Origin of the sequence: Cytobacillus sp. FSL R7-0680 (genome assembly GCF_038009245.1) — a bacterium.
GTDB lineage: Bacteria > Bacillota > Bacilli > Bacillales > Cytobacillaceae > Cytobacillus > Cytobacillus kochii.
Window position 1 is genome coordinate 1796376 of the sequence record NZ_JBBPAO010000001.1, and the last position, 15280, is coordinate 1811655.

Sequence of the window (15280 nt, forward strand, 5' to 3'; positions counted from 1 at the left end):
ATTTTACGCACCTAAACTTTTCATTCTCTTTTTACCTTCTCTACAAATATCAAGAACGGGACATTCCTGACACTTTGGATTTTGTGCTTTGCAATGGTAGCGCCCAAAGAAAATTAAGCGGTGGTGGGTCACAGACCACTCTTCTTCTGGTATTTTCTTCATAAGTGCTTTTTCGACCTCTAGAACTGAATCCTTCCATCTACAAAAGCCAAGACGTTTACTTACCCTCTCCACATGTGTATCAACAGCTATTGCAGGGACATTAAAAGCCACTGATACAACCACATTCGCTGTCTTCCTTCCGACTCCTGGTAACTTTGTTAATTCATCCCGATCAGCAGGAACCACACCATCATAGTCATCTATTAACATCCGACATAGTTTTTGAATATTTTTTGCCTTATTTCTATATAAACCAATCGAGCGGATATCCTGTTGTAATTCTTCAATGGATACATTTAAATAATCCTCTGGTGTTTTGTACTTTAAAAAAAGCTTGCTCGTCACTTTGTTCACTAATACATCGGTACACTGCGCTGATAATGCCACCGCAATCACAAGTTCAAAAGGATTCTTATGAACGAGCTCGCAGTGAGCATCGGGAAACATTTCTCCCATCTTATCTAAACAATATCTAATGTCTTTCTTATTTAACATATATCATCACCATTCATACTATTGTTCTAACCAATTATAAAAAGGTAGCGACTCATTTCTCTTATCACTATTCTCTACACTTTTCATTCTCTTCACTTGGTTTTGTCTAAATTTCTTCCCTTGATTCGTTGCTTGTTCTACTGTTTTTATACCATTCTTTTTCCATTCAAACAAGATACGATCAATATAGCGGAAATTCAATTTACCAGATATGACCGCTTCTTTTAATGCTGCCTTAATGATTTTCACCTCATGATGGTCATCATCTAACCAAAGCGCTAGAGTTTCACATTCAAAAGGAGAGAGCGGCCTGCCAAATTCACTTTCAAACACTGAATACAAATCAATTTCGTCTTGCTGATTTTCTTTTGCTTCATTTCTTTTATCTGCAATTAAAAAAGCATCTGCTAATTTTTCCCAAAAATTATCTAAACAGTATTTTTCAAAGCGAATACCCTCTTCACTATAACCCTCATTTATAGTGATTAACCCTTTTTGTATTAAACGGCGAAGCATCCCCGCACAGTCCTCTGCTGAATAGGTCATTACTTCTGCAAGTTCAAAAGGTGTCGGGAAGTCATTTCCCTTATCACTAATTGAAATCAAATGGAGGATAAGGACTACTTCCTCTTCTTTTAGGTTCATTGCTTTGTACTGCGTTAATAAAGCTCCAGGAATTGTAATGTCTTTTTCCTGTAACCATTTTAATAATATCTTCTTTGGCATCATACACACCTCCATACAAGTATATCATGAACCCTTTTAAGAAAAGTATAGAAATGTATTCAAATAAAAGGTGTAAAAAAGTGAAAAAGAGCCACAAAATGACTCTTTTTCGTTTGTTATTGTGTGAAAAGCTTAAGGATATAAACGGTTTAGAAGTCTTGGGAATGGAATCGACTCTCTCACATGCTCCACACCACTAATCCAAGCAACTGTTCGCTCTAGACCTAATCCAAAACCAGAATGAGGAACTGAACCGTATTGTCTTAATTCTAAATACCATTTGTATGCATCCATGTCTAATTCATGTTCTGCCAATCTTTGTTTCAATAGCTCGTAATCGTGGATACGCTCTGATCCGCCAATAATTTCTCCATATCCTTCTGGCGCTATTAAATCCGCACAAAGGACAACATCTTCTCTTTCAGCATCTGGCTGCATGTAGAAAGGCTTGATTTTTGTTGGGTAATGTGTAATAAAAACGGGTTTATCATAGCTCTCGGCAATCGCTGTTTCGTGTGGCGCGCCAAAGTCTTCTCCCCATGTAATATCATCAAACCCTTTTTCTTGTAAAAATGTAATGGCTTCATCATATGAAATTCTTGGGAATGGTGCTTGAATTTTCTCCAATTTAGACACATCTCGGTCTAATGTCTTCAATTCAACTTGGCAGTTTTTCACAACAGCTTGGACAATATAGGAGACATATTCTTCTTGCACTTTCAGATTGTCTTCAAACTCATAAAAAGCCATTTCCGGTTCAATCATCCAAAATTCGATTAGATGGCGTCTCGTTTTTGACTTCTCAGCTCGGAATGTTGGCCCAAATGAGAAAACTTTCCCTAAAGCCATCGCCGCAGCTTCCATATATAATTGACCGCTCTGAGATAAGTATGCATCTTCATCGAAATACTTGGTAGCAAATAATTCAGATGTTCCTTCAGGTGCACTACCGGTTAGAATCGGTGGATCAACCTTTGAGAAACCATTTTCATTAAAGAATTCATATGTAGCACGAATGATTTCATTACGAATTTTCATCACAGCATGTTGTTTTCGTGAACGTAACCATAGGTGACGGTGATCCATCAAAAACTCTGTTCCATGATTTTTCGGCGTAATTGGATAATCAGTAGATTCATGAATCACTTCTACATCTGTAACGAGTAATTCATAACCTAAAGGTGAACGATCTTCTTTTTGTACTTTCCCTATTACGTACACACTAGATTCTTGTGTAACCGATTTTGCTGCTTTAAATACTTCTTCAGAAACATCTGCTTTTACAACCACACCTTGGATAAAGCCAGACCCATCACGTAGCTGTAGAAAGGCAATTTTCCCACTGGAGCGTTTATTTGCAATCCATGCACCTATTTTTACTTCTTGATCAACATATTTATACGTTTCAGCAATTGTCGTTTTAATCAATTTAATACCCCTTCCAAAAACATTTACCAATTAGATTCAAGTCGCCTTTATTATACCCTTCTCTGATTCTCGAGGCAACTTTTCATCATACATAACTCTAGCATGAGAAAAGGAAGTGAAGGGCTCCACTTCCTTTAACGATTACTGCAGTTTTTGATTCACAAATTCATGTATTCGACGAACAGCTGCTTCTAATAGGTCAAGTGATGTCGCATACGATAAACGAATATTTTTCGGAGATCCAAAACCAGAACCAGGAATAACAGCTACCTTCGCTTCTTCTAATAATCCTTTTACAAACGCATCAACATCTTCATAACCTGTAAGCTTTGCTGCTTCTTCTACGTTAGGGAATAGATAAAAAGCACCTTGTGGTTTAATACATGTGAAACCTGGAATAGCTACTAATTGTTGATAGATAATATTTAAACGTTCTTCAAACGCATTTTTCATTTCTTCTACAGGTTGCTGTGAACCATTATAAGCTGCAATCGCTCCGTATTGAGAAGGAGTAGTTGGATTAGATGTACTATGACTTGCAAGGTTTGTCATTGCTTTTATAATGGCTGTATTTCCGGCAGCATAACCAATTCTCCACCCTGTCATTGAATGAGACTTTGAAACTCCATTGATGATAATCGTCTGCTCTTTCAATTCTGGACTGATTTGTGCGATCGAAATATGCTGATGTCCATCATAAGTCAACTTTTCATAGATTTCATCAGAAATAATTAAGATATTATGTTTCAAACAAAATTCACCAATCGCTTCTAGTTCCGGTTTGCTATAAAGCATGCCTGTTGGGTTACTAGGTGAATTAATGATGACGGCTTTTGTGCGATCTGTTATAACTGTCTCTAACTGCTGAGGCGTGACCTTATATTCATTTTCTTCAAGACCATCAATAAATACCGGCTTTCCGCCTGCTAGTTTAACTTGCTCTGGATAACTTACCCAATACGGAGTTGGAATAATGACCTCATCACCTTTATTCAAGATGACTTGGAATAAAGTGTATAACGCATGCTTAGCACCACTTGTAACAATAATATCCGACGCTGGAATATCAATCCCTTGATCTTGTTTAAACTTGTTAGAAATGGCTTCTTTGAGTTTAGGAAGTCCTGCAGCTGCAGTATACTTCGTATATCCTTCATTCATAGATTGAACAGCTTCATCAATAATATGCTGGGGTGTATTAAAGTCTGGTTCACCCGCACCTAAACCAATAACATCAATTCCTTGTGCCTTCATTTCTTTTGCCTTAGCTGTAATTGCTAAAGTTGTAGATGGTGTCAGTGATTGCACTCTTTGTGCTAGTTCAAAGTTCATTATCCTAATCCTCCAGAATGTGTAATCTATCTTTATATATATAAGCTGACCATGGAATAGTCAGCCAAACCACTTATTTAAAGATTTTCTAATATTTTTAATTCTTCGTTACCTGTCTCATAATCTATTACATAATAATTCAGAAGGCCTTCGCCAGTTTTATAGGAAATCTCCCACAGAGGGATAGATTTTTCCATTCCAAGGTTGACAGAAATAATATCATTGGGATTTTTTTTATTCTTTACCTTCTCGATTGCTTCTTCTTTTGAAATCCCATCTTCTTTATTTTTTATAATCACTTCATCCTCAGAATCGGCTGAAACCCATACATACACCTCTTCATCTTCTTGTGTAATGCCATCAATAATGTAATACGTTTCATTACCATTATATAGAGTTACTCTTTTTACGGTCTGTAGATTCGCCTCATTTTCCGCTTTTTCTTTTGCCACTTTTTCCGCTTGATTTATCGGCTCCATCGCTTTTATATAAACTTTTGCCGAAAAACCGATAATGACAACCATAATGGCTAGTACGATGATTAGTATTTTTTTCATTCTTTTCACTACCTATGTACGATATATTGTAAAAACAGCTTTGCTATCATCATCCTTATCCAATGCTAAGCCGAACATTAAATCTTTTTCTTTTAATGTTCTGTTTAAACTATCAACAACTTTGTATAAATCTGGACTATTTTGAATCGTTACTGTTGATAAGATCTCAATCTTGCTTTCCATCTGTATTTCCTCCTTGACAAGTAAGGCCGATTTTCTCTGTTACGTCTAATAGTATACCAGTAAAAATGGTTTGCATAAATATTAGACGATTAGTTTTTAAAAATTATAACCATTCTTCAATGATATGAATCGTTTCATTCAAATCACACTCTTTAGCTTCAACAGACGGTATCGATTGTAGAAAAGCTTTTCCATAACTTGCAGTTTTAATTCTTCTATCAAATACAATCACAACACCCCTGTCGGTATTCGAACGAATTAAGCGGCCAAACCCTTGTTTAAAACGAATCACAGCTTCCGGTATAGCGAGCTCTTTAAAAGGATTTCCCCCATCTCTTTTCATCTTTGCAGCTTTCGCACTAGCTACAGGGTCATCAGGCGGTGCAAATGGTAGGCGAACGATAATCAAGCATGATAAGTCTTCTCCAGGAATATCTACACCCTCCCAAAAACTACTTGCGCCTAATAATATCGCTTTATCAAACTTTTGGAAATTTCTCGTCAATCGCGAGCGACTACCTCCTGAGATTCCTTGAGCAAAGATCGCGTACTCACTAAGAAAGTCCGATTCCTTTATGAGTTGATACGTTTCTTTAAGCATTTCAAATGAAGTGAATAAAATGAGCATGCGCCCCTTGGTTACTTCAGCAACGGAAATAATTTGCTCTGCGATACTGGCAATATACTCTTCCATTTTCACCGCTTTAATATCTGGTAAGTCTTTCGGTATAATCATTTTCACTTGTCTTTCATATTGAAATGGTGAAGGGATTTGCTGACTAGTACAAGGTAAACCTTCTAGGCCTAATTCTTTCTCCATATATTGAAACGACTGGTTTACGGTCATTGTAGCAGAGGCTAAAACAACACTTTTTTTCTTGGTAAAAAAGGACTGACTTAGCCGTTCAGAGACATCTAATGGTTCCGCATAAATAGAAGTGACATTCTGAATTGCACGTAAATCAACTTCTACCCATGATGCTAAGGGAGAATCTTGGCTGTTTTTAAAAAAGAAGTCCAACGAATTGACATAACCTTCTAAGTCCCTTACAGCAGATGCGACATCTTCTAATAGAGGCTGTGACTTTTCCGCAATAGGAGATGGTCCATTTTGAATAGCATGTAGCCTTGCTGTCAACATTTGAATAACCTCTTTTAGAATAGAAGAAAACCTCTCCACTTGGATATCCATTTGACGCCCATATTTAGCGATTAGGTTTTGGACATTCATTTTCACTCGCACTAATTTACTCTTCTTAGGACTAGATTTTTGCACAAGCTTCGAAATTAAGTAAAAGAACTCATCCATTTCTGTATGTAAGCTCTCCATCATCTCATTTACCTCAAATGAATGAATAACCTCATTTGAAACACCGACTTCTTCTAGCAATTGCTCAAGCTGAAAGATCCACTCTTTTTGTTCGAATAATCCTAATTTATTAATCGTGAGCCGAACAGTCATAAAATCTAGCATGCGTCCAAAATAAGGAGATGCAGCTTTTACAAAATGATGAGCCTCATCAATAATTGCATATTGATATGATGGCAAGATATCATAATCACTGATTGTATCAGAAAGTAACATACTGTGATTCGTAATAATCAATTGTGCTGACTCAGCTTGCTTCTTTGCACGATTATAAAAGTCTTTTTCTCTAAAGTCCTTGTCGTTAATAAATAACATGCGGTTATTTTTAATTTGATTCCAATACAATTGACCGCCACTAGATAAATTAAGTTCGTCGACATCGCCTGTTGTTGTTTCCGTTAACCATACTAAAATTTGCATCTTCGTTAAGCATGTATCATAGTTATCATCATGACTTCTAAGTGTATGAATAAACTTTGCTAAACTAATATAATGATTTCTTCCCTTTAGAATACTTGCCTTTATTGGCATTGGTATCATTTGCGTTAGTAAAGGTAAGTCTTTCTGAAGCAATTGATCTTGAAGTTGAGTTGTGAAGGTACTAATCACAATTCTTTCGTTTTCCTGCAAAGAAAAAATAATAGAAGGAAGTAAATAAGCCAATGATTTACCTACACCAGTTCCCGCTTCAATAAGTGAATGTTGTTCGGAAATAAATGCCTTATAAACTGCATCCATCATCTGATATTGTCCCTCTCGTGATTCAAAAGGTTTGAACACTTTTTGCAAATAAGCTTCTTTTTCTTCTTTTGTATAAGGATACAAGATACCAGATTTGTTTAATTTACCTTCTTGCTTGTTTTGACTTTTACGAAGAGCGATTCCATGATCAATTTCTAAATTGCTAGGAAGGGATTGATGGCTCTCCTCTTTCCATTGAATCCAATCATCTAAATATAAATCTAAGTCACTTTTTAAGCCAAAGGAAATATCTTTTAATTGTTTCAAAGTAAGCAATGGTAAGCTTTTCATTTTCTGTTCTAATATTAAAAGTAATTCTGCCGTTACATAAGCATCGCTATCCGCTTGATGTGGTCTCACATGAGAGAGACCTAAGTTTAGCGATAAATCAGATAGCTTATAGCTATCCTCACTTGGTAAAAAAATCCTTGCCAGTTCAACTGTATCTATAATTGGCCCATAAAAACCGGCTAAACCAGCCATTTTAAACTCTTCCTGTAAAAACGATAAATCAAAAAGGACATTATGTGCAACGAAGTAGGCACCTTCAAGCATTTGCTCCACTTTCTTGGCAATCTCTGAAAATTTAGGTGCTGTGGCCACCATTTCGTCTGTTAGTCCGGTTAGTTCTTCTATAAATGGAGGAATACTGTGACTTGGTTGTACAAGTGAAGCGTACTGTTCAGTTATCTGTCCATTTTCAATCACTACTGCTGCTAATTGTATAATTTGATCACCCTTTTTAGGTGAATTTCCTGTTGTTTCTAAATCTACGACAACATATTTATTACTCATGGTTACACCTCGAACATTCTGTCACACAAAACGTTATCATAAAAAGGATAAAAGAGAAAGTTATCTTTCTTTATTTCGCAAATGAGGAGTTTAATCATCAAAAAGATACCCTTCGTTTATAGTAAATAATTCTAATAAAATTTGCATAACCCTATCAATTTACACCTAACCAAATGAGCTTTTCTTCTCTTCTGAACACTTTTGCAAATTGTACATTCTATCTTCTTATTCACTCACGTTTTTTAAGAATATCTCACTAATCTCTTCCCAGTTATCAAGAAATGATTCCCTGTTCAGTTGATCCAGTTCAAGATAAAGATTACGTGCTTCTTTATCGACTTGTAAATAGTATGCCCGATAGTTTTCATCTAAGCGTAAGAAAACATCGGTATCTATCTTGTTTTCCTCATTTAAATAATTGATAGCCAATTGTAGATTTTTACGCTCTCTATTCATCTTTTCCTGCTCTTTTTGATGCCAGTCATTTAATTGTTTTTGCACCGTTTTATTAAGATTATTAATGGCATCATTGCTATTTCTATGCCATTCTGACCATACTTCAGCCATTTCCGTGGTTCGTTTAAATTCTGCCTTTAAATCCTCTTGATTTTGGACATTAATAAACTGTCCATTTGCAGCCCTTGCCATTTCTTTCAACTGCGTTAAGCCATCGTTATTAACTTGATAGCCAATGATTTGAACGACTGGACTTAAGTTAGAATCACTCAGTTTTTCCATTGCCTGTACAGGATTTCCTCCACAAGTTTCGATTCCATCACTCACAAGATAAATAATATTCGTATTCTCTGAACCATCATGTGATTCTAAATTAACCATTGCTTGTTCAACTGCTTTTGTCATTGGTGTCCATCCAGCTGGATTAAATTTACCTAGAGCATTTGTAAACTCTTTACTATCATAGGCTGAAAGAGAATACACTTCTTCTACAGTACTGCATGAAACTTCTTTATCTGCTTCATCTCCTGTTCCTTTATGTCCATATACAGTTAATGAAACTTTCGCTTTTTCTGGCAAACTATCAACAAATTGATTAATCGCTTCTTTTGCAAGTTCCATTCTTGTTTTTCCATTTTCTAGGGCACCCATACTACCACTAGCATCAAGTAATATAGCTACATTATAATTTTTCTTTAATTGGCTTTCCTCATCTGTAACGGTTGGATCTGCAAATTTCATTGCTTGCCATTGATCAATCGGTACATTTGGCATACTTAAATTCTCTTTAAATAGGGAAAAGATGTCACGTTCATAAGCATCAATCTCTTCTTCTGTAGCCTCCATCGTAATAGAGGGTAGCTGATCAAGTGCCGACTTTACTTCATTGGAAAATTCCTTCATCGCCCATTCCCCTGTGTAACCATAGTCAACTGATTCCTTAAACGATTGGGGAATAGGTAACGAAGTTTGAGAAACTGGATTTTCTTCATCTTTTATATCATTTGCTTTATCTGCTACAGCCTCAATTGATTCATCCTCATCTAAAACTTCTTCTTTTTTTGTCTCTCCGTTACTACACGCAACAATGATGAATATCGACAAGACTGCTAATGCTAATAATAAAGCTGTTTTTTTCACCTTGACCGTCTCCTTCAATGGTTTATTTCTCTTTATCCCTTCATACTCATACGAATTATTTTACCATTATTAACTAAAACTGTTGTCATTTTGTGCAAAAAGAAACTATGAATATAACAAGTCTGCAATGACCCCTATCTGCTTAGTAACTATTTGTATCGATAAACACAATAAAAAGCACAAACAAATCCTTTTTTAAAACAGAATTTGTTCGTGCTTATTCACTCAAGCATTTTTCTCAAACAGTTCTATAATTTTACAAAATCGTACTAGCTGGTTCCTGGTGAAGCATATCAATGATTTGATTATCTGCTCCCATAATCGCTACTTTTGGTTGATGACCTTTGAGTTTTTCCTCCGCTACTTGAGCATATGAAATGATAATCACAATATCCCCTTGTTGAACGAGACGTGCGGCAGCGCCATTAACACAAATAACACCACTCCCTCTTTCACCAGGAATAATATACGTTTCGAATCTTGCTCCATTATTGTTATTAACGATTTGTACCTTCTCATTTGGTAACATATCAACAGCATCTAAAATATCACTATCAATCGTAATACTGCCGACGTAGTTTAGGTTCGCTTCTGTTACTGTTGCTCTATGAATTTTGCCATTCATCATTGTTCTGTACATATTAAACCCTCCTCTATGACCTCATGCTGTGATGATGATATTATCGATTAAGCGGGCCTTGGTAAATTTCACGGCCAACGCTATAATGATTACACCATTAACTTCATCGCTTGGTTGTAATTCTGGATAAGAAAGAACCTCAATATAATCGACTTCACCACTTGTCTTCTCATGGAGCATTGTTTTCATCACGTCAATGATACGTGCTGTATTTTTTTCTCCTTCTGTGATGATTGCTTCCGCTGCCTGTAAACTCTCAAAAAGCACAGCCGCCTCTTTGCGCTCTATTTCTGTTAAAAATACATTTCTTGAGCTCTTTGCCAACCCATCACTTTCTCTCACCGTATCCACTGCAATAAGTTCAATCGGAAAATTTAAATTTTTCACAAGCAAATCTATTACAGCAAGTTGTTGTGCGTCTTTTTTACCGAAGTAAGCTCTTTCCGGCTGAATTATATTAAATAATTTAGAAACAACCACGACAACACCGTCAAAATGTCCAGGTCTAGAAGCACCACAAAGTCTTTCTGTTCTTTCTTCAACATGCATTGTTATTGCTTGCTTCTGCGGATACATTTCTTCTGCTGCTGGATGAAACAGGTAATCTACCTTCACTTCTGCTGCTAATTGCATATCTCTTTCTAAATTTCTCGGATAAGTGGCTAAATCTTCATTTTCTCCGAACTGTAGCGGATTTACAAAAACACTCATGACGACTATATCATTTTGTGAACGTGCTTTTTTAGCTAATGTTAAGTGGCCTTCATGCAAATAACCCATAGTCGGGATAAGCCCAATTGATTTTCCTTCTCGTTGGAAGCCTTTGATGATTTTCTGCATTTCTTTGATGCTTGTCACTTTTTTCATTTCTTTCCTCCGTAGAGACTTAAAAGTTCTTCTTCTTTCATATTAAAAGAATGGCTATCCTCTGGAAATTGTCCACTCTTAACCTCTTTTACATACGAAGAAATGGCTTCTTCCATCATTTCTCCACTATTTAAATAGCGCTTAACAAACTTTGGTACGCGCTCCACGCCATATGTGAGAATGTCGTGGTACACAAGTACTTGGCCATCTGTATGCACACCCGCACCAATCCCAATTGTCGGGATATTTAAGATTAATGATACTTCTTTAGATAGCTGTTGCGGCACACATTCAAGAACAAGAGCAAAAGCCCCCGCTTGTTCACATTTTCTTGCATCATTGATTAGTTTTTGGGCTGCTTTTGCATCTTTACCCTGTACTTTGTAACCACCTAACACACCAACGGATTGTGGTGTTAAACCTAAATGTGCGACAACTGGTATACCTGCATTTGTCATTGCAGTAATTTTATCTATTACTTCATCTCCACCCTCAACCTTAACTGCATGAGCACCAGTTTCTTGAATCAGGGTTCTCGCATTTATGAGCGCGTCTTCCATGGAAATATGGTAGCTCATAAACGGCATATCTACCACGATAAAAGTGTCTTTTGCCCCGCGCTTCACAGCTTTAGCATGGTGAATCATATCATCCATTGTGACCGGAATCGTTGAATCATAACCTAATACAACCATTCCTAGTGAGTCGCCGACAAGAATCATATCGACATTAGCTTGCTCTGATAATTTAGCCTGTGGAAAATCATATGCCGTGAGCATGGCTATTTTCTCACCTTTACTTTTCATTTTCAAAAAATCAGTCGTTTGTTTCATCCTACTTCCTCCTTTTTTAATAGGAAGAGGTGATGAACTACTGATAATGAGAAAGACATAAAAATAACCTTCTACAAAAAAGTGCAGAAGGATAGTGTGTGTTCTCATTATTAAACTCATCCCTCTGTCCTGGTCCTAAATGGATCTAGGCAGATTTCGCGTATAAATGATGGTCAAACAGGTGCAGTTCTTACCGATACTGCCCACACAAAGTATATCAATAATTGTGTTAACTTTCTATAAAAAATATATATTATTCTAAATCAATGTCTGCAGAATAAATTTGATGTCGCACACCAGCCTCATCTTCTAAAAGCAATATGCCTTCATCTGTAATTCCTATCGCTTTGCCCACTATGGTACCAGATAGTGTACGTGCTTTTATATTCTTCCCTATACTAATGGCATAACTTTCCCATAAAATTCTTATCGGTTGAAAACCATTCTGTAAATACAGTTGATACAGTTTTTCGAGCTTGAATAAAAGGGTTTGAATAATCTGTGCGCGCGAGATTTCTTCTTTCTTTTCAATTGCAAGGGAGGTGGCGATAGGTTGAATCTCCTCGGGATAGTCTTCTAATTTCTGATTCACATTAATACCAATCCCCATAATAATAGAAACGATTCGATCTGCATCTGCTTGCATCTCTGTTAATATCCCTGTTACTTTTTTGCCATTAATCAACACATCATTAGGCCATTTAATTTCAGCTGTTAAACCGGTCACTTCCTCGATTGCCTGAACAACAGCAACAGCTGCAATAAGTGTTAATTGCGGTGCACGATGAGGAGGAAGCTGCGGCCTAAGAATGACACTCATCCAAACACCTGTATATTTAGGGGATATCCATTTTCGATCCATTCTCCCTCTACCGCTAATTTGCTCTTCTGCTACTACAATCGTACCTTCACATGCACCATCTGTTGCTAATTGATGGGCGACTTTTTGTGTGGAGTCCACTGATTCTTCATAATGGATATGACTACCAAGTATATTTGTTTTCAACCCATAACGTATTTCATCAGCAATCACTTTTTTGGGTGTAGCAACGATGCGATATCCTTTTCGTCTCACCGCTTCAAATTCAAACCCTTCTTTACGAAGATTCTCTATATGTTTCCACACTGCTGTGCGTGAACAACCGAGTAAATCTGCAATAGCTTGCCCTGACAAATAATCATCTTGGTGAGTCGTGAAGGCATTTAATAACTTCTTCCTTATTTCTGATTCCATTGAAACAGCCACTCCCTGATATCTTCTTTATTATTTTGTAATTCTCCAAGTATAATTGCTTCCTCCACTTTTGCTAACAATTCCTTTAGCCAAGGACCAGCTGATTGCTGACTCCAAGTGATAATATCATTGCCATTGACTGCTAATTGTTTTCTTGAAGTAATCGCCAATTTGCTATACATTTCTACTAAATGATCAGGATATTCTACTCTTTCATGATTGTAAACTTGATGAAGTTTTTCAGCACTCACTGCTACTGATAAACCACTTTGGTAAATTGTAGTAGCTTGAAAAGGTGTTGATAGTCTTTTTTGGAACCATTGATATAGATTGAGTATTTCTTTCATGTCTTTACTTGACATCTTCCATTCTTTTAATCCTATCTTTGCTTCATGCTCATTTAATTGAAAAACCTTTAAGAGCAGAACCCATATTTCAAGCAAAGATAATGATTGAAGAGGATAAGTGACGAGCTGATTAAGTCCCTTCTCCTTTTGCGAAAGCATTGGTAAATAGTGATGCAAGTTTGAGTCTTGCAGAAGCGTCAAGGCATCTACTCGATAGTCTCCTTGTAATAATTTATTAAATTCAACGAGCTTCCTTTCAACTGCCACATGTTGCAGTAGATGCACTTTCTTTTTTAATGCATCATATGTTCCTTCTTCGAGCAGGAAACCTAATTGACTTTTAAGGCGCAGCGCTCGCATCATTCTTAAGGCATCCTCATTAAAGCGTTCTTCACTTGAACCAACGGTCTTTATTTCTCTATTTTTGATTGCTTCCCTTCCAGCGAAGGGGTCAATTAATTCACCATTTTTATCCATAGCAATGCTATTCATAGTAAAGTCTCTTCTCTGTAAATCCTCCTTTAAATGACGGATAAAACGGACTTCATCCGGTCTTCTAAAGTCACTATACGTTGACTCTGCCCTATATGTTGTTACTTCATATGCTTCACCTTTTAGAAGAATAAGTATGGTACCATGCTCAATACCTACATCAACCGTTTTAGAAAAAATCGCTTTCATTTCAATCGGTGTTGCAGATGTAGCGATATCTACATCTGCTATTTCACGACCAATTAGAAGATCCCTCACTGCACCACCGACAAAATAGGCTTCATAACCTGCTTCCTCAAGCTTTTCAATAATCGGAATAGCTCTTTGAAATATTGGTTTCATCATTTCGCCTCACTTAATAGATCAAAATAAAGCTGCTCGTATTGTGAAACAATCTTATCGGCATGGAAACTTGTCAGTACAGATTCTTTTGCTTGTAATGATAATTTTGTATGTAATTTTTCATCTTGTAAAATATCTAATGCGACTGCTGCAATACTTTCAATATCACCCAGTTCACAAATATATCCATTTACACCATCTTGGATAACTTCCGGAATACCTCCAACATTAGTCCCTATACACGGTACATTGCATGCCATTGCTTCAAGTGCGACTAAGCCAAAGCTTTCCTTTTCGGACAATAAAAGCATCAAGTCACTAATGGAATAAAGTTCCGCTAAGTTGTCTTGTTTGCCAAGAAATATAACTTGGTGTTTTAAGGATAATTGGTCTACTAATTTTGAAATATCACTCATCTGTGGACCATCACCTACAAGTAGGAGCTTAGCTTTTATATGTTCGGCAATTTTAGCAAACGAACGCACGACGTCATCTACTCTTTTTACACCACGAAAGTTAGACACATGAATAATAACCTTCTCGTCTTCAGCTATTTGAAATTCTTCTTTCAAGTAATCTACATCTTTTTTTACATATTCACGCTCATCAATAAAATTGTATACGGGAATAATTTTTTTCTGTGGATTGATTAAGTCGTAAGTTTGTGCGATTAATGCATTGGAAACAGCAGTAACACGATCCGATTGTTCAATTCCAAACTTTATCGCATCAGTTAACGATGAGTCATAACCAAGAACCGTAATATCTGTTCCATGCAAAGTTGTAACGATTTTAACATCTCGCCCGCTCATTTGCTTCCCTAATATGGCACAGATCGCATGTGGCACTGCATAATGTACATGAAGTAAGTCAAGATTTTCTCTTTTAATGACTTCTGCCATCTTGCTTGCTAACGCGATGTCATAAGGCGCATATTGAAAAACAGAGTATTGATTAACCTCTACTTGATGGTAAAAAATATTATGATATATCTTATTTAAACGAAAAGGAATGCTAGAAGAAATAAAGTGAATTTCATGTCCTCTTTCTGCCAGCATTTTCCCGAGTTCTGTGGCAATTACCCCTGACCCACCAACAGTCGGATAGCAAGTAATCCCTATTTTAAGTTTTCTATTCATTC

At 36.6% G+C, this 15280-nt stretch carries 14 protein-coding genes; all 14 read right to left on the reverse strand.

The annotated features are described in order from the left end of the window. Nucleotides 1–3: 3 nt before the first annotated feature. The 14 genes from nth to bshA all read right to left on the reverse strand — a co-directional run bounded on the left by nth (nt 4) and on the right by bshA (nt 15278). Nucleotides 4–657 carry an endonuclease III gene (gene nth / locus MKY26_RS08880; RefSeq protein ID WP_095372794.1) on the reverse strand — a complete coding sequence of 218 codons (654 nt, stop codon included), beginning with the start codon at nt 655–657 and terminating at the stop codon, nt 4–6. An 18-nt stretch (nt 658–675) separates the two neighbouring features. After that, nucleotides 676–1383: a DnaD domain-containing protein gene (locus tag MKY26_RS08885; protein ID WP_307313069.1), complete on the reverse strand. Its 708-nt coding sequence runs from the start codon at nt 1381–1383 to the stop codon at nt 676–678. 132 nt (nt 1384–1515) lie between these two features. Continuing rightward, the gene (gene asnS, locus MKY26_RS08890; protein ID WP_157734009.1) at nt 1516–2808 is read right to left on the reverse strand and encodes an asparagine--tRNA ligase; all 1293 of its coding nucleotides are present in this window, start codon (nt 2806–2808) and stop codon (nt 1516–1518) included. 144 nt (nt 2809–2952) lie between these two features. Then, on the reverse strand, nt 2953–4143 hold the full coding sequence (locus MKY26_RS08895; RefSeq protein WP_095372791.1) for a pyridoxal phosphate-dependent aminotransferase: 1191 nt from the start codon (nt 4141–4143) through the stop codon (nt 2953–2955). Nucleotides 4144–4220: 77 nt separating this feature from the next. Continuing rightward, on the reverse strand, nt 4221–4700 hold the full coding sequence (locus MKY26_RS08900; protein ID WP_095372790.1) for a cell wall elongation regulator TseB-like domain-containing protein: 480 nt from the start codon (nt 4698–4700) through the stop codon (nt 4221–4223). A 12-nt stretch (nt 4701–4712) separates the two neighbouring features. Further along, the gene (locus MKY26_RS08905) at nt 4713–4883 is read right to left on the reverse strand and encodes a YpmA family protein (protein ID WP_095372789.1); all 171 of its coding nucleotides are present in this window, start codon (nt 4881–4883) and stop codon (nt 4713–4715) included. A gap of 103 nt (nt 4884–4986) precedes the next feature. Further along, a complete protein-coding gene (dinG, locus tag MKY26_RS08910) occupies nt 4987–7788 on the reverse strand; it encodes an ATP-dependent DNA helicase DinG (RefSeq protein ID WP_341095841.1) in 2802 nt (933 codons plus the stop codon). A 225-nt stretch (nt 7789–8013) separates the two neighbouring features. Next, the gene (locus MKY26_RS08915) at nt 8014–9384 is read right to left on the reverse strand and encodes a vWA domain-containing protein (protein WP_095372787.1); all 1371 of its coding nucleotides are present in this window, start codon (nt 9382–9384) and stop codon (nt 8014–8016) included. A 256-nt stretch (nt 9385–9640) separates the two neighbouring features. After that, nucleotides 9641–10024: an aspartate 1-decarboxylase gene (gene panD, locus MKY26_RS08920; RefSeq protein ID WP_095372786.1), complete on the reverse strand. Its 384-nt coding sequence runs from the start codon at nt 10022–10024 to the stop codon at nt 9641–9643. A gap of 21 nt (nt 10025–10045) precedes the next feature. Beyond that, on the reverse strand, nt 10046–10891 hold the full coding sequence (gene panC / locus MKY26_RS08925) for a pantoate--beta-alanine ligase (protein ID WP_307313061.1): 846 nt from the start codon (nt 10889–10891) through the stop codon (nt 10046–10048). Then, complete coding sequence (gene panB / locus MKY26_RS08930; protein ID WP_307313060.1) at nt 10888–11724, reverse strand: 3-methyl-2-oxobutanoate hydroxymethyltransferase; 837 nt, start codon at nt 11722–11724, stop codon at nt 10888–10890. Before panB ends, panC begins: the two co-directional genes overlap by 4 nt. 253 nt (nt 11725–11977) lie before the next feature. Then, the gene (locus MKY26_RS08935) at nt 11978–12958 is read right to left on the reverse strand and encodes a biotin--[acetyl-CoA-carboxylase] ligase (protein ID WP_095372783.1); all 981 of its coding nucleotides are present in this window, start codon (nt 12956–12958) and stop codon (nt 11978–11980) included. Then, a complete protein-coding gene (locus tag MKY26_RS08940; protein WP_341095874.1) occupies nt 12943–14142 on the reverse strand; it encodes a CCA tRNA nucleotidyltransferase in 1200 nt (399 codons plus the stop codon). The genes MKY26_RS08935 and MKY26_RS08940 overlap by 16 nt, the downstream gene beginning before the upstream one ends. Then, a complete protein-coding gene (bshA, locus tag MKY26_RS08945; protein ID WP_095372781.1) occupies nt 14139–15278 on the reverse strand; it encodes an N-acetyl-alpha-D-glucosaminyl L-malate synthase BshA in 1140 nt (379 codons plus the stop codon). Before bshA ends, MKY26_RS08940 begins: the two co-directional genes overlap by 4 nt. Between the last annotated feature and the right edge of the window lie 2 nt (nt 15279–15280).

What these genes read in the sequence shown, in the direction of transcription:
- nth (WP_095372794.1), bottom strand. Translation starts at nt 657, where the DNA reads ATGTTAAATAAGAAAGACATTAGATATTGTTTAGATAAGATGGGAGAA.
- MKY26_RS08885 (WP_307313069.1), bottom strand. Translation starts at nt 1,383, where the DNA reads ATGCCAAAGAAGATATTATTAAAATGGTTACAGGAAAAAGACATTACA.
- MKY26_RS08895 (WP_095372791.1), bottom strand. Translation starts at nt 4,143, where the DNA reads ATGAACTTTGAACTAGCACAAAGAGTGCAATCACTGACACCATCTACA.
- MKY26_RS08900 (WP_095372790.1), bottom strand. Translation starts at nt 4,700, where the DNA reads ATGAAAAAAATACTAATCATCGTACTAGCCATTATGGTTGTCATTATC.
- MKY26_RS08905 (WP_095372789.1), bottom strand. Translation starts at nt 4,883, where the DNA reads ATGGAAAGCAAGATTGAGATCTTATCAACAGTAACGATTCAAAATAGT.
- dinG (WP_341095841.1), bottom strand. Translation starts at nt 7,788, where the DNA reads ATGAGTAATAAATATGTTGTCGTAGATTTAGAAACAACAGGAAATTCA.
- panD (WP_095372786.1), bottom strand. Translation starts at nt 10,024, where the DNA reads ATGTACAGAACAATGATGAATGGCAAAATTCATAGAGCAACAGTAACA.
- panC (WP_307313061.1), bottom strand. Translation starts at nt 10,891, where the DNA reads ATGAAAAAAGTGACAAGCATCAAAGAAATGCAGAAAATCATCAAAGGC.
- panB (WP_307313060.1), bottom strand. Translation starts at nt 11,724, where the DNA reads ATGAAACAAACGACTGATTTTTTGAAAATGAAAAGTAAAGGTGAGAAA.
- MKY26_RS08935 (WP_095372783.1), bottom strand. Translation starts at nt 12,958, where the DNA reads ATGGAATCAGAAATAAGGAAGAAGTTATTAAATGCCTTCACGACTCAC.
- MKY26_RS08940 (WP_341095874.1), bottom strand. Translation starts at nt 14,142, where the DNA reads ATGATGAAACCAATATTTCAAAGAGCTATTCCGATTATTGAAAAGCTT.
- bshA (WP_095372781.1), bottom strand. Translation starts at nt 15,278, where the DNA reads ATGAATAGAAAACTTAAAATAGGGATTACTTGCTATCCGACTGTTGGT.